At 47.0% G+C, this 19,091-nt stretch carries 13 protein-coding genes, 2 tRNA genes, 2 rRNA genes, 1 pseudogene and 1 riboswitch; of the genes and pseudogenes, 8 read left to right on the top strand and 10 right to left on the bottom strand.

Features of this window, described 5'->3' with window-relative positions; genetic code table 11:
* The 4 genes from AAC852_RS06030 to AAC852_RS06015 all read right to left on the bottom strand — a co-directional run.
* Nucleotides 1–1,513 (bottom strand): 23S ribosomal RNA (locus AAC852_RS06030); the annotation flags it as partial.
* Nucleotides 1,514–1,689: 176 nt separating this feature from the next.
* Nucleotides 1,690–1,765: transfer RNA gene (locus AAC852_RS06025), tRNA-Ala, on the bottom strand.
* Between the two features lie 39 nt (nt 1,766–1,804).
* A tRNA-Ile gene (locus AAC852_RS06020) sits at nt 1,805–1,881 on the bottom strand.
* Nucleotides 1,882–1,947: 66 nt separating this feature from the next.
* Nucleotides 1,948–3,490: ribosomal RNA gene (locus AAC852_RS06015) — 16S ribosomal RNA — on the bottom strand.
* 525 nt (nt 3,491–4,015) lie between these two features.
* Between AAC852_RS06015 and purH the strand changes: the two genes are divergently transcribed.
* Both purH and purD read left to right on the top strand, forming a co-directional pair.
* Complete coding sequence (gene purH / locus AAC852_RS06010) at nt 4,016–5,605, top strand: bifunctional phosphoribosylaminoimidazolecarboxamide formyltransferase/IMP cyclohydrolase (RefSeq protein WP_340620252.1); 1,590 nt, start codon at nt 4,016–4,018, stop codon at nt 5,603–5,605.
* Nucleotides 5,606–5,635: 30 nt separating this feature from the next.
* Nucleotides 5,636–6,934, top strand: coding sequence for a phosphoribosylamine--glycine ligase (purD, locus tag AAC852_RS06005; RefSeq protein ID WP_340620229.1), 1,299 nt, complete (start codon nt 5,636–5,638; stop codon nt 6,932–6,934).
* A 32-nt stretch (nt 6,935–6,966) separates the two neighbouring features.
* Here the strand turns inward: purD and AAC852_RS06000 are convergent, their stop codons facing one another.
* From AAC852_RS06000 to hemE, 5 genes are all read right to left on the bottom strand, one after another.
* Nucleotides 6,967–7,626, bottom strand: coding sequence for a DUF1481 domain-containing protein (locus AAC852_RS06000; RefSeq protein WP_340620228.1), 660 nt, complete (start codon nt 7,624–7,626; stop codon nt 6,967–6,969).
* A 44-nt stretch (nt 7,627–7,670) separates the two neighbouring features.
* Nucleotides 7,671–7,943, bottom strand: coding sequence for a nucleoid-associated protein HU-alpha (gene hupA, locus AAC852_RS05995; protein ID WP_010848914.1), 273 nt, complete (start codon nt 7,941–7,943; stop codon nt 7,671–7,673).
* A 187-nt stretch (nt 7,944–8,130) separates the two neighbouring features.
* Complete coding sequence (locus AAC852_RS05990) at nt 8,131–8,718, bottom strand: YjaG family protein (RefSeq protein WP_340620227.1); 588 nt, start codon at nt 8,716–8,718, stop codon at nt 8,131–8,133.
* Nucleotides 8,719–8,794: 76 nt separating this feature from the next.
* A complete protein-coding gene (nfi, locus tag AAC852_RS05985; protein ID WP_340620226.1) occupies nt 8,795–9,472 on the bottom strand; it encodes a deoxyribonuclease V in 678 nt (225 codons plus the stop codon).
* A 3-nt stretch (nt 9,473–9,475) separates the two neighbouring features.
* Nucleotides 9,476–10,540 carry a uroporphyrinogen decarboxylase gene (gene hemE / locus AAC852_RS05980; RefSeq protein ID WP_340620225.1) on the bottom strand — a complete coding sequence of 355 codons (1,065 nt, stop codon included), beginning with the start codon at nt 10,538–10,540 and terminating at the stop codon, nt 9,476–9,478.
* A gap of 401 nt (nt 10,541–10,941) precedes the next feature.
* Between hemE and dcp the strand changes: the two genes are divergently transcribed.
* Nucleotides 10,942–13,149 carry a peptidyl-dipeptidase Dcp gene (gene dcp, locus AAC852_RS05975; protein WP_340620224.1) on the top strand — a complete coding sequence of 736 codons (2,208 nt, stop codon included), beginning with the start codon at nt 10,942–10,944 and terminating at the stop codon, nt 13,147–13,149.
* Between the two features lie 187 nt (nt 13,150–13,336).
* Here dcp and nudC read toward each other — a convergent pair whose 3' ends face one another.
* On the bottom strand, nt 13,337–14,101 hold the full coding sequence (gene nudC, locus AAC852_RS05970) for an NAD(+) diphosphatase (RefSeq protein WP_340620223.1): 765 nt from the start codon (nt 14,099–14,101) through the stop codon (nt 13,337–13,339).
* Nucleotides 14,102–14,354: 253 nt separating this feature from the next.
* Between nudC and AAC852_RS05965 the strand changes: the two genes are divergently transcribed.
* The 5 genes and pseudogenes from AAC852_RS05965 (at nt 14,355) to thiS (ending at nt 19,085) form a co-directional block, all read left to right on the top strand.
* Entirely contained in the window at nt 14,355–15,017 is a 663-nt protein-coding gene (locus AAC852_RS05965; RefSeq protein WP_340620222.1) for an HAD family hydrolase, read from the top strand.
* Nucleotides 15,018–15,118: 101 nt separating this feature from the next.
* A riboswitch (TPP riboswitch) is annotated at nt 15,119–15,242 on the top strand.
* A gap of 202 nt (nt 15,243–15,444) precedes the next feature.
* Complete coding sequence (gene thiC / locus AAC852_RS05960) at nt 15,445–17,430, top strand: phosphomethylpyrimidine synthase ThiC (protein WP_340620221.1); 1,986 nt, start codon at nt 15,445–15,447, stop codon at nt 17,428–17,430.
* Nucleotides 17,414–18,100: a thiamine phosphate synthase gene (gene thiE, locus AAC852_RS05955; protein ID WP_340620220.1), complete on the top strand. Its 687-nt coding sequence runs from the start codon at nt 17,414–17,416 to the stop codon at nt 18,098–18,100. Before thiC ends, thiE begins: the two co-directional genes overlap by 17 nt.
* A pseudogene (locus AAC852_RS05950) lies at nt 18,094–18,925 on the top strand (HesA/MoeB/ThiF family protein). The gene thiE and the pseudogene AAC852_RS05950 overlap by 7 nt, the downstream one beginning before the upstream one ends.
* Nucleotides 18,873–19,085 carry a sulfur carrier protein ThiS gene (thiS, locus tag AAC852_RS05945; protein ID WP_047684907.1) on the top strand — a complete coding sequence of 71 codons (213 nt, stop codon included), beginning with the start codon at nt 18,873–18,875 and terminating at the stop codon, nt 19,083–19,085. The pseudogene AAC852_RS05950 and the gene thiS overlap by 53 nt, the downstream one beginning before the upstream one ends.
* Nucleotides 19,086–19,091: the final 6 nt, after the last annotated feature.

Genomic DNA, 19,091 nt, shown 5'->3' with positions numbered 1-19,091 from the left:
AGTGTTACAGATAACCGGATTTGCCAGGTTATCCCACCTACACGCTTAAACCGGGACGACCGTCGCCCGGATGACATAGCCTTCTCCGTCCCCCCTTCGCAGTAACACCGAGTACAGGAATATTAACCTGTTGCCCATCGACTACGCTGTTCAGCCTCGCCTTAGGGGTCGACTCACCCTGCCCCGATTAACGTTGGACAGGAACCCTTGGTCTTCCGGCGAGCGGGTTTTTCACCCGCTTTATCGTTACTTATGTCAGCATTCGCACTTCTGATACCTCCAGCAAACCTCACGGTTCACCTTCAGCGGCTTACAGAACGCTCCCCTACCCAGCAACATTAATATGTCGCTGCCGCAGCTTCGGTGCCTGGTTTAGCCCCGTTACATCTTCCGCGCAGGCCGACTCGACCAGTGAGCTATTACGCTTTCTTTAAATGATGGCTGCTTCTAAGCCAACATCCTGGCTGTCTGAGCCTTCCCACTTCGTTTCCCACTTAACCAGGACTTGGGGACCTTAGCTGGCGGTCTGGGTTGTTTCCCTCTTCACGACGGACGTTAGCACCCGCCGTGTGTCTCCCGTGATAACATTCTCCGGTATTCGCAGTTTGCATCGGGTTGGTAAGTCGGGATGACCCCCTAGCCGAAACAGTGCTCTACCCCCGGAGATGAGTTCACGAGGCGCTACCTAAATAGCTTTCGGGGAGAACCAGCTATCTCCCGGTTTGATTGGCCTTTCACCCCCAGCCACAAGTCATCCGCTAATTTTTCAACATTAGTCGGTTCGGTCCTCCAGTTAGTGTTACCCAACCTTCAACCTGCCCATGGCTAGATCACCGGGTTTCGGGTCTATACCCTGCAACTTCGCGCCCCGTTAAGACTCGGTTTCCCTGCGGCTCCCCTAAACGGTTAACCTTGCTACAGAATATAAGTCGCTGACCCATTATACAAAAGGTACGCAGTCACACCCGAAGGTGCTCCCACTGCTTGTACGTACACGGTTTCAGGTTCTCTTTCACTCCCCTCGCCGGGGTTCTTTTCGCCTTTCCCTCACGGTACTGGTTCACTATCGGTCAGTCAGGAGTATTTAGCCTTGGAGGATGGTCCCCCCCTGTTCAGACAGGATACCACGTGTCCCGCCCTACTCGTCGAGCTCACACTGCCAGCGTCTTCGGATACGGGGCTGTCACCCTTTACTGCCGGCCTTTCCAGACCGTTCTCCTGACGCTGACACTGCTGATCGCTCTGGGCTCCTCCCCGTTCGCTCGCCGCTACTGGGGGAATCTCGGTTGATTTCTTTTCCTCGGGGTACTGAGATGTTTCAGTTCCCCCGGTTCGCCTCCTGCCCCTATGAATTCAGGTCAGGATAGTGCAACGGATTGCACTGGGTTGCCCCATTCGGGTATCGCCGGTTATTGCGGTTCCTATCACCTTACCGGCGCTTATCGCAGATTAGCACGCCCTTCATCGCCTCTGACTGCCTAGGCATCCACCGTGTACGCTTAGTCGCTTAACCTCACAACCCGAAGAAGTCTTCGGACTGGAGTTTTGAGAGACTCCTCAATAGTTGTCTTTGACATCTACTGAGTGTTTCAAATTTTCAGCTTGTTCCAGATTGTTAAAGAGCATCTATTTCACACTAGACTGATAAGTCTCAATCTATTCTGAAATCACATCGTCAAGAGTCGATCATGGTGGAGCTAAGCGGGATCGAACCGCTGACCTCCTGCGTGCAAGGCAGGCGCTCTCCCAGCTGAGCTATAGCCCCATTTATCACGTTACCGGCTTGCCGCCAATTCAAAAAAATTGGTAGGCCTGAGTGGACTTGAACCACCGACCTCACCCTTATCAGGGGTGCGCTCTAACCACCTGAGCTACAAGCCTGTGCCGATACCGTCTCTTTCTTCATCAGACAATCTGTGTGAACACTCACAGTTCACCCTCATAGGTTAAGGAGGTGATCCAACCGCAGGTTCCCCTACGGTTACCTTGTTACGACTTCACCCCAGTCATGAATCACAAAGTGGTCAGCGCCCTCCCGCAGGTTAAGCTACCGACTTCTTTTGCCACCCACTCCCATGGTGTGACGGGCGGTGTGTACAAGGCCCGGGAACGTATTCACCGTAGCATGCTGATCTACGATTACTAGCGATTCCGACTTCATGGAGTCGAGTTGCAGACTCCAATCCGGACTACGACAGACTTTATGAGGTCCGCTTGCTCTCGCGAGGTCGCTTCTCTTTGTATCCGCCATTGTAGCACGTGTGTAGCCCTACTCGTCAGGGCCATGATGACTTGACGTCATCCCCACCTTCCTCCGGTTTATCACCGGCAGTCTCCCTTGAGTTCCCACCCTAACGTGCTGGCAACAAAGGATAAGGGTTGCGCTCGTTGCGGGACTTAACCCAACATTTCACAACACGAGCTGACGACAGCCATGCAGCACCTGTCTCAGCGCTCCCGAAGGCACGCCTCTGTCTCCAAAGGCTTCGCTGGATGTCAAGAGTAGGTAAGGTTCTTCGCGTTGCATCGAATTAAACCACATGCTCCACCGCTTGTGCGGGCCCCCGTCAATTCATTTGAGTTTTAATCTTGCGACCGTACTCCCCAGGCGGTCGATTTAACGCGTTAGCTCCGGAAGCCACACCTCAGGGGCACAACCTCCAAATCGACATCGTTTACGGCGTGGACTACCAGGGTATCTAATCCTGTTTGCTCCCCACGCTTTCGCACCTGAGCGTCAGTCTTCGTCCAGGGGGCCGCCTTCGCCACCGGTATTCCTCCACATCTCTACGCATTTCACCGCTACACGTGGAATTCTACCCCCCTCTACGAGACTCTAGCCCACCAGTCTTAGATGCCATTCCCAGGTTAAGCCCGGGGATTTCACATCTAACTTAATGGACCGCCTGCGTGCGCTTTACGCCCAGTAATTCCGATTAACGCTTGCACCCTCCGTATTACCGCGGCTGCTGGCACGGAGTTAGCCGGTGCTTCTTCTGCGGGTAACGTCAATCGCAAAGTGTATTCAACTTCACGCCTTCCTCCCCGCTGAAAGTACTTTACAACCCGAAGGCCTTCTTCATACACGCGGCATGGCTGCATCAGGCTGCCGCCCATTGTGCAATATTCCCCACTGCTGCCTCCCGTAGGAGTCTGGGCCGTGTCTCAGTCCCAGTGTGGCTGGTCATCCTCTCAGACCAGCTAGGGATCGTCGCCTAGGTGAGCCCTTACCCCACCTACTAGCTAATCCCATCTGGGTTCATCCGATGGCGTGAGGCCCGAAGGTCCCCCACTTTGCTCCCCAGAGGTTATGCGGTATTAGCCACCGTTTCCAGTGGTTATCCCCCTCCATCGGGCAGATCCCCAGACATTACTCACCCGTCCGCCGCTCGCCGGCAGGAAAGCACGCTTTCCCCCGCTGCCGCCCGACTTGCATGTGTTAGGCCTGCCGCCAGCGTTCAATCTGAGCCATGATCAAACTCTTCAATTCAAAGTTTGCTGCTCAAAGAATTAAACTGTTAGTTCGTAATGAATTAACTGTTCAGTCACTCTTCAAGACTTAATCTTTTTGCCTTTCGGCTTTCGACGGTGTCTTGCGAGTGCCCACACAGATTGTCTGATTAATTTGTTAAAGAGCATGGGCAACCGAACCTACGTTCCGGGTTGCGAGGCAGCGTATCTTACGCTTTCCTCTCAGCGTGTCAAGCCTTTATTTTCGTGGCCTGTCACTCCTGTCATCCCGACTTATTTGTGTGTTTGTCGTGACAACGGATGCGCATTATAGGGTGTTTTCTGGCGCTGACAATAGTTTTTTTGAAAAAAATTATCATTTGCTGAATTACACAGCAAAACCCAGACTTATACGAAGTTATACACAAGTTATTAACAGATGGATATTTCGATAAAATTTATCGAGCATCACGCAAACGTTTGCGTTACAATCATAGCAGAAAAAATTACCACATAATTTTTTAATGGCACATTCTTGTTTGATGAAATCCAAGGGATCACACTAATGCAACAGCTTCGTCCAATCCATCGTGCCCTGCTGAGTGTTTCTGACAAAGCGGGTATTGTTGAATTTGCTAAGGCCTTATCCAATCGCGGTGTCGAACTGCTTTCAACAGGGGGAACAGCACATCTACTGGCCGAAGCAGGTCTGAATGTTACCGAAGTTTCCGACTATACTGGTTTTCCTGAAATGATGGATGGAAGAGTGAAAACACTTCATCCTAAAGTACATGGCGGCATTCTTGGTCGACGCGGGCAAGATGATGCAGTGATGGCGCAACACCAGATTGCACCGATTAATATGGTAGTCGTCAACCTTTACCCTTTCGCGCAAACTGTCGCGAAGCCGGATTGCTCTCTGGAAGATGCGGTGGAGAATATCGATATTGGCGGCCCGACCATGGTTCGCTCCGCAGCCAAGAACCATAAAGATGTCGCTATTGTTGTCAATAGCCAGGATTATAATAAGATTATAGAGGAAATGGATAACCATCAGAATTCTCTGACTCAATCAACCCGCTTCGATCTGGCTATTAAAGCATTTGAACATACAGCCGCTTATGACAGCATGATCGCCAACTATTTTGGCAAACTGGTTCCTGCTTATCACGGTGAAATCGACCAACCGTCAGGTAAATTCCCTCGTACGCTAAATCTGAACTTCATCAAGAAGCAAGATATGCGTTATGGTGAGAATAGTCATCAGGATGCTGCTTTCTATATAGAAGAGAATATAGAAGAAGCTTCTATTGCTACAGCCACACAACTACAAGGCAAATCGCTCTCTTACAATAATATCGCAGATACCGATGCCGCTTTGGAGTGCGTGAAAACCTTTTCAGAACCTGCTTGCGTGATTGTCAAACATGCCAATCCTTGTGGCGTTGCGATTGGAACTAATATCCGTACAGCTTATGAGCGTGCATTCACAACTGATCCTACCTCAGCATTTGGTGGAATTATTGCCTTTAACCGTGAACTGGATGCAGATACTGCCAGAGCTATCATTGAGCGTCAGTTTGTTGAAGTCATCATTGCACCCACTATTCATGAAGCAGCCTTGCCAATTCTGGCAACCAAACAAAATGTCCGCGTTCTGTCCTGTGGCGAATGGTATTCACCCGCTGCCGGGTTAGATTTCAAACGTGTCAATGGTGGTTTATTGGTACAAGAACGTGACTTAGGTATGGTAACGAAAGCTCAGTTACGGGTAGTTTCTAAACGTCAACCAACAGAACAAGAAATGCAGGATGCGCTATTCTGCTGGAAAGTCGCTAAGTTTGTTAAATCCAATGCCATTGTTTATGCCAAAGATAATATGACAATCGGTATTGGTGCAGGCCAGATGAGCCGTGTTTATTCAGCTAAGATCGCAGGAATTAAGGCAGCCGATGAAGGGCTGAAAGTTCAGGGATGTGCTATGGCTTCTGATGCTTTTTTCCCGTTCCGAGACGGTATTGATGCTGCCGCAGCCGTGGAAGTGAGTTGTGTGATCCAGCCTGGCGGCTCTATACGTGATGATGAAGTGATTGCTGCTGCTGATGAGCATGGCATCGCCATGATTTTTACTGGTATGCGTCATTTCCGCCATTAACCTATCTGAGCTTTATAATAGGAGAACCTGATGAATGTACTGATTATTGGTAGTGGCGGAAGGGAACATGCACTGGCGTGGAAAGCAGCTCAATCTCCGCTGGCAAATCAAGTTTATGTCGCACCGGGTAACGCTGGAACAGCATTGGAAGCGAATCTAAAGAATGTAGATATTGCCGCAACAGATGTTGATGGTTTATTGGCCTTTGCTCAAGGCCATAATATTGCTCTCACTATTGTAGGGCCAGAAGCCCCTCTGGTTATCGGTGTAGTTGATGCTTTTCAACAGGCAGGGCTGACAATCTTTGGCCCGACTAAGGCAGCCGCCCAACTGGAAGGTTCTAAGGCTTTCACCAAAAATTTCCTCGCACGTCACCATATACCAACAGCGGCTTACCAAAATTTCACAGAAGTTGAACCCGCTCTCGCTTATCTGGAAAAAATGGGAGCACCTATTGTCATTAAGGCCGATGGCCTAGCGGCAGGTAAAGGGGTAGTTGTCGCCATGACGATGGAAGAGGCTCAGAACGCTGTTAAAGATATGCTGGCGGGCAATGCATTTGGTGATGCAGGGCATCGGATTGTCATTGAAGAATTTCTGGACGGAGAAGAAGCCAGTTTTATTGTTATGGTAGATGGTAAAAATGTGGTTCCCATGGCAACCAGCCAGGATCACAAACGGGTCGGTGATGGAGACACAGGGCCAAATACTGGCGGAATGGGCGCATACTCTCCAGCACCAGTTATAAATAATGAGATCCACCAGCGTGTGATGGAGAAAATCATTTACCCGACAATCGAAGGTATGGCTGTGGAAGGACATACCTATGTCGGTTTTCTCTATGCAGGTTTGATGATTGATAAACAAGGTGAGCCGAAAGTTATCGAATTTAACTGCCGTTTTGGTGATCCTGAAACCCAACCCATTATGATGCGTTTGCGCTCTGATTTGGTTGCACTCTGTCTCGCTGGAGCAAAAGGCCAGTTAGATGGTAAAACATCCGAATGGGATGCCCGCTCTGCACTGGGTGTAGTGTTAGCGGCAAATGGTTATCCGTCTGATTATACCAAAGGTGATGTGATCACTGGCTTGAATCAAGAAGCACCATTCAACGAAACTCAATCTGATGAAAAAGTTTTCCACGCGGGAACAGCCCTCAAGGATACAGAAGTAGTAACCGCAGGTGGCCGTGTTTTATGTGTTACGGCATTGGGTGACAATATTGCAGAAGCACAAAAAAAGGCTTACTTGAAAGCTGGAAAGATTAGTTGGGAAGGTTGTTTTTATCGGAAAGATATTGGTTATCGCGCCATTGCGCGTCTGAAATAAAATAGTCGGAAAGAGCTGACGAAAGTACAGGCTTACAACTTATCTTTCGTCGGCTCCCAGCGACAAAAATCATCATTGGCAACCAGTAATAACTGCCTCCCTGCTGGTGCTTCCAACCATGCAATTGTGAGTATACCATAGCTATTCTTGTGCCTTTCTTCGAGCCATATTCGATCCTGAGGCTCAAACTCAATAAATAATTTTTTCCCCGCACAAGTAGTCACTTCACCATTCTGCCAATGTCCCTGAACCAGTTTAACTTCCCCTGCGATTAGAGCATTGCTGATTTCCTCTGTCCGTTTAGCATCAAACTGCAAGCTAATAATGTCATCATTGGAGAGTTGTTCACGTCGGCTATCGAACTGGCTTTGCATAAAAATAACATTGTTCTCTCTATCCAACCGCAAAATCTTTTCTGCCGGATGATTATTGAGTACGTTACGACGCACTTGCCACAAATTCCCTCGGCGGTATTCATAGAAAGAGACAGTGGTATTTTTATGATGGTAGGGGCTGTAAACACTCATAATGACTTGAGGTTTACTATTTTGATCATTCAAGCGCCATAAGCGGATAACACCACCATCGGTAATGAAACCACTGGCGCTGAAAATTGGAGTTTTTGGTTGAACTGAACAGGCGCTGAGCAATGAGATAACCCCCAATGCTAGCAGCCCCTGTAGCGTCAACAAAAGGGGCTTTGAATTCCCCTCTCTCTTCTTTTTTCGCAATACGATTACTTAACTGCGTCTTTTAGTGCTTTACCAGCAGAGAAAGCAGGTACGTTTGCTGCTGCAATTTTGATTTCTTTACCAGTCTGTGGGTTACGACCAGTGCGCTCTGCACGATGATTAACTTTGAAAGTACCAAAGCCAACCAGTTGCACTGCATCACCGTTTTTCAGAGATTCAGTGATTGCATTCAAAGTTGATTCCAGGGCAGCTTTAGCCTGAGTTTTGGTCAGATCAGCACCTGCTGCGATTGCATCAACTAATTCAGTCTTATTCATAGATTATCCTTACAGTGTGTTTATCGTTTGCAAAGCATCGAGTGCGACGGATATGCCGATTTGACAGCACCCCTGCATACACGCACCGATAGCCACTTCTTTTCGCCCTCAATGTAGAACAGAGTGAGGGCAAATGTGAAGTCTTTAAATCCGGCAATTCAAGCACTAAGTCACGTTTTATGACTTATCACTCCAAGTTTATGCCGATATTACTGACCCCGCACTCACGGAGATCAGCCTTTAATCCTTTAATTAATTCTATGTCCCGTTCTTCGCAGTTCGCCAATAAACGGTAAATCTCCCATTGAATATCCCATTCTTCTTCAATGGCAGGCAATGCCTTTAATTCATCCTCTGTCATTTCTTTACCAATTTGGGTCATTTCCAGCATGGCGACAGTTCGGATGGATATTTCACTGACGGCTATTGCATGCTCTAACGTTGAACCACTCAAACGCGAATGAATGACTTCACCTAATGCAATACACGCATCAATTGCTGGATACACACCATAAATATCATAGCTATCTGCTGATGGGATAATGGCTTCCAGTTTTTCCAGCTGGTTATCAAAATTTACTTTTGCATCTTTGACAACTAATGTCTCCCAAACCAGATCGAGAATGCGACGATATTGCGCAGGATCTGCAAACTCAGTCTGGCGACAAAATGCTTGATAGTTTGGATACATCCGCTCACATAGACTAGCCATAAAAGTCAAATGTTGCCAACTTTCAAGTTTCTCCAACCTCAGGTGGATCGGGTTTCTTAACATTAGCTGTTACTCATGATACTTAATTTGCGTCGAAGTTTACCTGAAAATCAAGAATATCCACATATTTCCGCCTAAATTATAGATTCTTCTGCATTGTTTGCTTAAAAAACGGTCTATTTGAGGCAATTCCATCAGCCCAACGGGTCGGTTCAGGCAGTTTATATCCTTTCATACAATGCTCAATCCAATAGATAGCACTCTCAATACTGATCTTATGACCGATGGAAATATAGAGTGGATTACATCTTTTTTTACTCCGCCATACGAGACCAATCTGTTCACCATGATCGATCAACGGCTGGCTACTACCCAATGCCTCGCCCACAGGCTCATGCTCACCACATAAACGACTTTTAGCTATCCCGATTGTCGGAACATCCACCAACAAGCCAAAATGGCTGGCGACCCCCAGACGCCTCGGATGGGCAATACCCTGACCATCAACCATCACCAGATTAGGTCGTAGACTTAGCTTATTCCATGCTGCGAGCAATGCCGGATATTCACGAAATGAGAGTAAGCCGGGGATATAGGGGAGTACAGTTTCCACCCTCGCAATTTGATATTCTACCAGTTTAAGGGTGGGATAATGCAAGATAGCAATGGCTGCACAGGTTATCGTCCCGTTTTCTTCAAACCCAACGTCCGCGCCTGCAATGAATTCCGGCACAAAAGATGCAGAAAAAGCATCATGGCGGATAACCTGTCGTGCTTTTTCTATTTGTTCCTGACGTAATGCCTTCGTATCAATCATAGGCTATTGATGATATTTTACTGAAAGTCTGTGTACTGCTTCGACAAAAGCCCCTGCATGTTCTGGCGGAACATCCTGATGGATCCCATGCCCCAGATTAAAAACGTGCCCGCTGCCTGCACCAAAGTCTTGTAGGATCGTCGAAACTTCTTGTTCAATTCGCGCTGGCACAGCATACAGCATGGATGGGTCCATATTACCTTGTAAAGCCACTTTATCCCCGACACGGCGGCGGGCTGCGGCAATATTCGTTGTCCAATCCAGCCCAAGTGCATCACAACCTGTTGCTGCCATCGCTTCAAGCCACTGCCCGCCGCCTTTTGTAAACAGAGTCACAGGTACACGGCGGCCTTCATGTTCACGGATCAATCCATCGACAATTTTATGCATATATTGCAAAGAAAATTCCTGATAATCACGCTGAGATAACACACCGCCCCAAGTATCGAAAATCATGACAGATTGAGCACCCGCTTTAATTTGCGCGTTCAGATATAGAATAACGCTGTTTGCCAATTTATCCAGCAATAGATGCAATGTCGCGGGCTCAGCATACATCATGGCTTTGATCTTAGTAAATGCCTTACTGCTTCCCCCTTCGACCATATAAGTCGCCAGTGTCCACGGACTGCCAGAAAAACCGATCAGAGGAACTTGCCCTGCTAGTGCTTTGCGGATCGCTCGAACAGCATCCATCACATAACCCAGCTCCATCTCTGGATCGGGGACAGATAATTTTTCCACATTAGCACGATTAAGGATCGGAAATTGAAAACACGGCCCTTCACCTGCTTCAAAATAAAGCCCCAATCCCATTGCATCGGGGATCGTCAAAATATCAGAAAATAGAATCGCCGCATCCAATGGAAAACGTCGCAAGGGTTGGAGCGTAACTTCGCAAGCCAATTCAGTATTTTTGCATAACGAGATGAAATCCCCCGCCTTCTGACGCGTAGCTTTATATTCAGGTAAATAGCGTCCTGCCTGACGCATCATCCACACTGGTGTAATATCGACAGGCTGACGTAATAAGGCGCGCAGATAGCGGTCGTTTTTCAACTCATTCATGACAAGCTCCCTTGATTATCGACAAAAAGCGCGCGCATGATAACACGTTGGAAGCCGAACTTCCGTCTTGACTACCAATAAATAAACGTTCAAGCGCCAATCCTCCGAAAACAAATGACACCAAATAAAAAAAAATTATGTGCAGAGTCACAAAACCCAGAACAAGGACTATGCACACCAATTCATCGCTCTCATCATGTTACATTAATGCAACATCTGCGTTACGTGGAGGCAATACCGTTTTTCACGTTGCCATAACCCTTCATTGTTTGCGCTCTTCAGTTAATCATTGGACAAATTGGTTTACGTTAGTTAATTGTTTAGTTAGTTAACTGTGTCAAAGCGCTTATGAAGTCATTTTCATTGATAAATAACCTACTTACATGGAGGAGTTTCGACTAATGCGTTTATCCACTTTAGTACTAGCTATTGGCTTGGCACTAGGCTCTCAGGCGCAAGCCGAAGAAAATAAACTGGGATCTGACTACACGAACATATCAAGTGATCAGGTAAAGGAGGTGAGTGTGACTGGTGAAGCTAATCAACAGCAATACAAGAAGAACAAAAATCCTTTCTTCTCCCCAAGTGTACTACCGTTCCAAGCTCCTCCGTTCAATAAGATAAAAGAAACAGACTATGCCCCCGCGATTGCTGCTGGTATTAAACAGAAACTGAAGGAGGTAGAGAAGATCGCCAATAATCCCGCCACACCTAATTTTAAAAATACATTTGTCGCGCTGGAGAAATCGGGTGCAATGTTGACACGAGTGCTGAACGTATTTGGGGCGATGACGTCAGCTAATACCACTAACGGACTACAAAAACTGAATGAGGAAACTTCACCAAAGCTGGCGGCGATGAATGATGAAATTATGCTGAACAGTAAACTGTTCAACCGTATCAAAGCCATATACCAGCAGCGCGAGACGTTGAATCTGGATCCGGAATCGCGCCGATTGGTGGAGGTGACTTATCAAAACTTCGTGTTAGCAGGAGCCAACTTGTCTGATGCGGATAAAGCAAAGTTAAAAGCTTTGAATCAGGAAGCAGCAAAACTCAGTACCCAGTTTACTAACAAACTGCTGGCGGCAACCCAAAATGGTGCGCTGGTTATTCAAGATAAAGCCAGGCTGGACGGGCTGTCCGAGGGCGAAATTGCCGCGGCTGCACAGGCCGCCAGTGAGCGTAAGCTAGACAAACAGTGGCTGTTGGTATTGCAAAACACCACCCAACAACCGAGTCTGCAAAATCTGAAAGATCGTAATACGCGTAAAGCGTTATTTGAGGCATCGTGGACCCGAGCCGAAAAAGGTGACGATAATGACACACGTCAAACCTTAGCTCGATTAGCGAAGATCCGTTCTGAACAGGCTAAGCTGCTGGGCTTCCCGGATTATGCATCGTGGAAACTGCAAAATCAGATGGCAAAAACGCCTAAAGCCGCGTTAAAATTTTTGCGTGATATTGTACCGGCAGCAACGGCACGTGCTGAGCGCGAAGCCAAAGACATTCAGGCGGTGATTGATCAGCAAAAAGGGGGCTTCAAGCTGGAGGCCTGGGACTGGCCGTTTTATGCCGAACAGGTACGCAAAGCAAAATATGATTTGGATGAATCACAGATTAAACCGTATTTCGAGCTGAATAACGTTCTGAATAATGGCGTGTTCTATGCCGCTAATCTGCTGTATGGCCTTACCTTTAAAGAGCGCAAAGACATCCCGGTTTATCAACCCGACGTTCGCGTATATGAAGTTTTCGATAAAGACAAAAAGCCATTGGCGTTGTTTTATACCGACTACTTTAAACGCGACAACAAAAGCGGTGGAGCCTGGATGAGTAATTTTGTCGATCAGTCAAAGCTCATCGGAACCAAACCGGTGATTTACAATGTCGCCAACTTTACTAAACCGGCACCGGGCCAACCAGCGCTATTGTCGTATGATGACGTGATCACAATATTCCATGAGTTTGGGCATGCCTTGCACGGAATGTTTGCCGATCAGGAATATCCGAGCCTGTCCGGCACCAACACCGCCCGTGATTTTGTGGAATTTCCATCACAATTTAATGAGTATTGGGCGCGTGATCCAAAAGTGTTTGCCCATTATGCCAAGCATTACCAAACCGGTGAAGCAATGCCACAAACGTTGGTGGATAAAATCAATAAAGCTGACAAATTCAACAAAGGTTATAACATGACCGAGCTTCTGTCAGCCGCGTTGCTAGATATGCACTGGCATATGCTGACCGCTGCTCAACCACAGCAGGACGTGGATAAGTTTGAAGCCGAGTCTCTGCAACAAGACAACATCTATCTCAGCTACGTGCCGCCGCGCTATCGTTCCAGCTATTTCAACCACATTTGGGGTGGCGGTTATTCTGCCGGTTATTATGCTTATCTGTGGACAGAAATGCTGGCAGATGATGCTTTTGCCTGGTTTACCGAACACGGAGGTCTGACGGCAGAGAATGGCCAACGTTTCCGCGATAAAGTGTTGTCACGTGGTAATAGTGAAGACTTGGAAAAACTGTATATCGACTGGCGCGGTAAGCCACCGAGTATCAAGCATATGCTGAAAAACAGAGGCCTAGAGGAACAAAAACAATAAGGTGTATTAAAGATTGAGAGTTACCCATTTTGATATGGGTATAGTCCCCTTATACAAAACACAAGGTAACTCTCATGCTTTATACGGTCGCGGGAGGAATAGCTGTTACCCGGCTACTCCCGCACAGATCTCCCGCACAAATATGGACACGTTTTGAAAAGGATTAACTCATTGATCAATAACATCATTACTGACGACATAATGCAACCGTTTCCTCAATCAAACGGCGGGCAATCGTGTCAGACGTAGGGATAAGAGGAAGCTCATCATAACGATACCAATCTGCGCTGATAAGTTCGACAGGGTCATGTTCAATTTCACCGCTATCATAATCCGCCAGAAATCCCATCATCAATGAATTTGGGAAAGGCCACGGCTGAGAAGCAACATAACGCAAGTTACGGATTTTTATCCTACTTTCTTCCATCACCTCACGATGCACAGCTTCTTCCAGTGTTTCTCCCACTTCAACAAATCCGGCAAGTACCGTATGAATACCGTTACGATGACGCTGATGCTGTGCCAGCAGAATGTGATCACCACGACGAATGCCGACAATAATGCAAGGCGCAATTTGCGGATAATAATGTTCATCACAATGCTGGCACAAACAGGCCCATTCATGCTGACTCTGTTGCATTTCTCGGCCACAATAACCACAGTAATGATGTGAACGGTAGAACTCAGCCAATTGGATCCCACGTCCTGCCAATTGAAATAACCTGGGATCTTGCTCTGCAACCCGACGAGGAGAAGACATATCTGCTTCCATTTTATGACGTATCAACCAAACAGTTTCTCCCAACCATTCACCGATAGCGTAAGCCACATAACCTTGCAATGACCACTGATTGGCTGTTCCTAATGGCAATTCCCCTTGTGGTAGCCATACTCTATTTTCCAGACTGACAATCCACCAGCCTCGTTCTATACCTGTCAATTTTTTTTGCATCATCAATTCCATCATGTGTTGCATCGTATTTTGTGTTATAGCCAAATTAAGTTATAACCACATTAAAATGTTAATTAAATGTTATAAAAAATCAATATAAGTACAGCATACTCCTCTTCATCGTATTTTGTCTGCAATCTGTTATATTAATTACGTTTCTGAATGTTCATTTAATGCAGATAAAGTGTTTGATTTACTTTCAATCAATAATATGAAGGTATCAATAGGTATCCTAAATTAAGGAATAACAATTATGTCACAACAGATTGCCGTATTTGATCTGGATGACACCCTGATTTGTGGAGATTCCAGCCAGTTCTGGACCCATTATTTATGGGAAAAAGGCATCATTACAGACCCGCACTTTATAGAGGCAGACCAGAAAATGATATCGGATTACTGTGCAGGAAAGCTGAATATGCAAGCGTATCTGGCGACCAACTTGCAGGCACTCAGCCAAATTCCTCATGAGCAAATAGATATCTGGCTGACCGATTTTGTGGAAACCAAAATCAAACCTGTCTTCTATCCTGCCGCCAGAAAACAATTAGATATCTACCGCCATCAAAACATTCCTGTCATCATCATTTCTGCCACCGTTTCTTTTGTCGTTAAGAAAATCGCTACTGCATTTGGAATACAAACAGCAATGGGGATTGATATGGTAATGAAAGATGGTTGTTATACCGGAGATATTCAGGGCATCCCTACTTTCCGGGAAGGGAAAGTTGCCCGCTTACAACAATGGCTGACAGAACAGAATTTATCGCCACAACATATCTATTTTTATACAGACTCTGCGAATGACTTACCAATGTGCCGATTTGCCAGCGAAGTTTTTACCGTCAATCCAGATAGACAATTGCAGGCGGCGGCAGAAGCTCATGGTTGGAAACAATTGAATTGGACTTTATAGTCAAGCCATTAACCTCAGGAAGTCAGTTTCACACGAAGAATACTGGTTTCAGCTCAGCGTTTTCTGGTTGCAGTTTTCAGAATCCCCTTTATACTCTGGGTGTTTTCTTGTCGGAGTGCCTAGCGTTCATCTGTATCACGGTGGACACAGGCTGAGACCGTTTATTCGGGATCCGCAGAACCTGATCGGGCTAATACCCGCGAAGGGAACAAGAGTAATCACCCCGCTGATAGGTTCTTCTTTTTGTTGTACAGATTGTTGTACAAATAAGTTGTCGTGCAAATAAATCTGTTCGGATGACATAATTCAGCAATCAACCATTACTCCCTGCGAGCTCCAGACAAGCAATTTTCTCAACTTAAGCCCTCTCTGAGCGTCATGTTTATTTGCGCAATGAGACAGGCGATAACACAGTCAGGAATTTGCTATGTCTAATGCGATTAATAACAACAGCGTTACCTCTACCGCTAACATTATCCCTGCAACCAATATCTCACCTAAAGCTCATCCAGCACGGCCACGTAAAGCCCAACGAGATGCAGCACAGGAATTTATCAGTTCGATTCAAGGTGTGACATTTCCCAATTCAAACCGTATTTATCTGGCAGGATCACGCGAAGATATTCAGGTTCCCATGCGGGAAATTCAGTTATCTCCCACACTGATTGGCGGAACGAAAGAGGATCCTCAATTTGAGGAGAATGAACCCGTACCTGTTTATGACACTTCCGGCCCTTATGGTGATCCAGAAGCCATACTGGACGTAAAAACGGGTTTGCAGAAAATCCGCCAACCGTGGATTGAAGAGCGCAATGATACTGAACCTGTTGCAAGACTCAGTTCTGACTTTACTCAACAGCGTCTTACAGATGCCGGACTGGATCACCTGCGCTTCAAACATCGTTCTCAGCCATTGAAAGCCAAACAGGGCAAGCGCGTGACTCAATTGTACTATGCACGACAAGGTATCATCACACCGGAAATGGAATTCATCGCACTGCGTGAAAATATGGGACGTGAACGTATCCGCAGTCAGGTACTACGCCAACAACATGCAGGGCAAAGTTTCGGCGCAAACTTACCGGATAACATCACCCCTGAATTTGTCCGTCAGGAAGTCGCATCTGGCCGTGCGATTATTCCTGCTAACATTAATCATCCAGAATCTGAACCGATGATTATCGGTCGTAATTTTTTGGTAAAAGTTAATGCCAATATCGGTAATTCCTCTGTCACTTCCTCTATCGAAGAAGAAGTCGAAAAATTGATTTGGTCTACCCGTTGGGGAGCTGACACGGTAATGGATCTCTCCACCGGACGCTACATCCACGAAACCCGTGAATGGATACTACGTAACAGCCCAGTACCCATCGGCACAGTCCCTATTTATCAAGCACTGGAAAAAGTCAATGGCATCGCGGAAAACCTGACATGGGAAATATTTCGCGATACGTTACTGGAGCAGGCTGAACAAGGCGTGGATTATTTCACCATCCATGCGGGGGTGTTGCTGCGTTACGTTCCTATGACCGCCAAGCGCCTGACAGGCATTGTTTCCCGTGGTGGTTCAATTATGGCGAAATGGTGCCTTTCCCATCATCAGGAAAATTTTCTCTATACCCACTTTTGTGAAATTTGTGAAATTTGTACGGCCTACGACGTTTCCCTCTCTTTGGGGGACGGATTGCGCCCCGGCTCCATTCAGGATGCTAATGATGAAGCTCAATTTGCCGAACTGTATACCCTCGGTGAGCTGACCAAAATCGCCTGGGAATATGATGTACAGGTGATGATAGAAGGGCCGGGGCATATTCCGATGCAGTTAATTCGCCGCAATATGACAGAAGAACTGGAGCACTGCCACGAAGCACCATTCTATACCTTGGGACCACTGACAACGGATATTGCGCCGGGTTATGACCATTTCACCTCCGGTATTGGTGCTGCAATGATCGGTTGGTTCGGCTGTGCCATGCTGTGTTATGTTACGCCCAAAGAGCATCTCGGCCTGCCAAACAAAGAAGATGTGAAGCAAGGGCTGATCACCTACAAAATCGCCGCTCATGCAGCAGATCTTGCTAAAGGTCATCCCGGTGCACAAATCCGCGATAACGCCATGTCAAAAGCTCGTTTTGAATTCCGTTGGGAAGATCAATTTAATCTGGCACTTGATCCTGAAACTGCCCGCGCTTACCACGATGAAACCTTACCACAAGAATCCGGTAAGGTTGCTCACTTCTGCTCAATGTGTGGGCCAAAATTCTGTTCAATGAAGATCACGCAAGATGTGCGAGATTATGCCGCAAAACTAGAGCAAGAAGCTGGCATGGAACAGATGTCCGAAGAATTCCGTGCTCATGGCAGTGAACTGTATCACCGTGCCGAGGATATCAACGATGTCAAATCAGCTTAAAACAATATCCTTTGCTCCGACTGAACATAGGTTGGGGCTATATCCCGTTGTGGATTCCCTGATGTGGATTGAGCGATTACTGGAAGCAGGTGTCAGGACTCTGCAATTGCGCATCAAAGATATGTCCGAAGAGCAAGTGGAGGACGATATCCGGCAAGCCATTACACTGGGGAATCAATACAACGCCCGTCTGTTCATTAACGATTACTGGCGTCTGGCAATCAAACACCGTGCCTATGGCGTACATCTGGGGCAAGAAGATTTGGATATCGCCGATCTTCAGGCCATCCAACAGGCCGGACTTCGTCTGGGTATTTCCACCCACAACGAACAGGAATTAGCACGGGCAAAAGCTCTGCGCCCATCTTATATCGCACTGGGACATATTTTCCCGACCACGACCAAAGAGATGCCATCACCACCACAGGGGCTAATCGCACTGAAACATCAGGTGGAGATCACGCCAGAGTTCCCTACCGTTGCCATCGGCGGTATCTCACTGGAACGTGTACCGGATGTGATCGCAACAGGTGTCGGGGGTGTGGCGCTGGTCAGTGCCATCACTAAAGCCAAAGATTGGCGACAGGCAACATCCAAATTGCTTTATTTAGTTGAAGGAATAATGGTTGCAGGGATCGTTGAGAGAAATGATCGGAGGATCTTATGTTGAACGATCAAGAATTTATGCGGTATAGCCGCCAATTGTTACTGGAAGACATCGGTCCTGACGGACAAGAAAAATTAAAAGCAGGCAAGGTATTAATTGTTGGAATGGGGGGGTTAGGCTCCCCCGCAGCACTTTATCTCGCCGCAGCAGGAGTAGGGCACCTCTATCTTGCAGATGATGACAAATTACATGTCTCTAACCTGCAACGCCAAATCCTCTATCGCACGGCAGATATTTCCGCCGGAAAAGCGGTTCTGGCGGCAGAACAATTGGCCGATTTAAATCCCCTCGTCAATCTCACCGTTATTAGCGAGCGACAAGATAAAACGTCACTGACAAATCTTGTCCGGCAAGTCGACCTGATATTGGATTGCAGCGATAACATGGCAACCCGGCACGCAATTAATGCTGTCTGTGTTGAGACCCGTACACCCCTTATCAGTGGCAGTGCTGTAGGGTTCAGCGGGCAACTTATGGTGTTTGCCCCCCCTTACCAACATGGTTGTTATGCCTGTCTCTATCCCGATCAGGAAGAACCACAACGTAATTGTCGGACTGCTGGATTTGGGGCCAGTCGTCGGTGTTATCGGTACACTGCAAGCGCTGGAAGCAATCAAAATGCTGGCTGGTCTCCCTTCTCATCTGAGTGGAAAACTCCGGCTATTTGATGGCAGACAACAAAGCTGGAGCACATTACAGCTAACTGCATCACCACAATGTCCAATCTGCGGAACATTATCTTTTATAGATAAAACAGTTTCAGGAAAAAAATCGCATGAACATCATCGTCAACGATCAAACAGTCACACTGCCGGCTCCTGTGAATAAGCCTATGACGGTACAACAGTTACTGAAACATATACAGCGTACCCAACCGGGCACTGCGTTAGCTATTAATCAGACTATTATCCCGCGCTCAGCATGGGATACGCATCTGATTAATGACGGGGACAATATCCTGCTGTTTCAGGCCATTGCTGGTGGCTAATGCCGG

The sequence above is a fragment of the Xenorhabdus siamensis genome, from assembly GCF_037996745.1.
GTDB classification, from domain to species: Bacteria; Pseudomonadota; Gammaproteobacteria; order Enterobacterales; family Enterobacteriaceae; genus Xenorhabdus; species Xenorhabdus indica.
The sequence above is the reverse complement of the archived record's forward strand: the minus strand, read 5'-3'. Positions and strand labels throughout refer to the sequence as shown.

Coding starts and splice junctions, on each gene's coding strand:
- purH (WP_340620252.1), top strand. CDS start 4,016: ATGCAACAGCTTCGTCCAATCCATCGTGCCCTGCTGAGTGTTTCTGAC.
- purD (WP_340620229.1), top strand. CDS start 5,636: ATGAATGTACTGATTATTGGTAGTGGCGGAAGGGAACATGCACTGGCG.
- hupA (WP_010848914.1), bottom strand. CDS start 7,943: ATGAATAAGACTGAATTAGTTGATGCAATCGCAGCAGGTGCTGATCTG.
- AAC852_RS05990 (WP_340620227.1), bottom strand. CDS start 8,718: ATGTTAAGAAACCCGATCCACCTGAGGTTGGAGAAACTTGAAAGTTGG.
- nfi (WP_340620226.1), bottom strand. CDS start 9,472: ATGATTGATACGAAGGCATTACGTCAGGAACAAATAGAAAAAGCACGA.
- hemE (WP_340620225.1), bottom strand. CDS start 10,540: ATGAATGAGTTGAAAAACGACCGCTATCTGCGCGCCTTATTACGTCAG.
- dcp (WP_340620224.1), top strand. CDS start 10,942: ATGCGTTTATCCACTTTAGTACTAGCTATTGGCTTGGCACTAGGCTCT.
- nudC (WP_340620223.1), bottom strand. CDS start 14,101: ATGCAAAAAAAATTGACAGGTATAGAACGAGGCTGGTGGATTGTCAGT.
- AAC852_RS05965 (WP_340620222.1), top strand. CDS start 14,355: ATGTCACAACAGATTGCCGTATTTGATCTGGATGACACCCTGATTTGT.
- thiC (WP_340620221.1), top strand. CDS start 15,445: ATGTCTAATGCGATTAATAACAACAGCGTTACCTCTACCGCTAACATT.
- thiE (WP_340620220.1), top strand. CDS start 17,414: ATGTCAAATCAGCTTAAAACAATATCCTTTGCTCCGACTGAACATAGG.
- thiS (WP_047684907.1), top strand. CDS start 18,873: ATGAACATCATCGTCAACGATCAAACAGTCACACTGCCGGCTCCTGTG.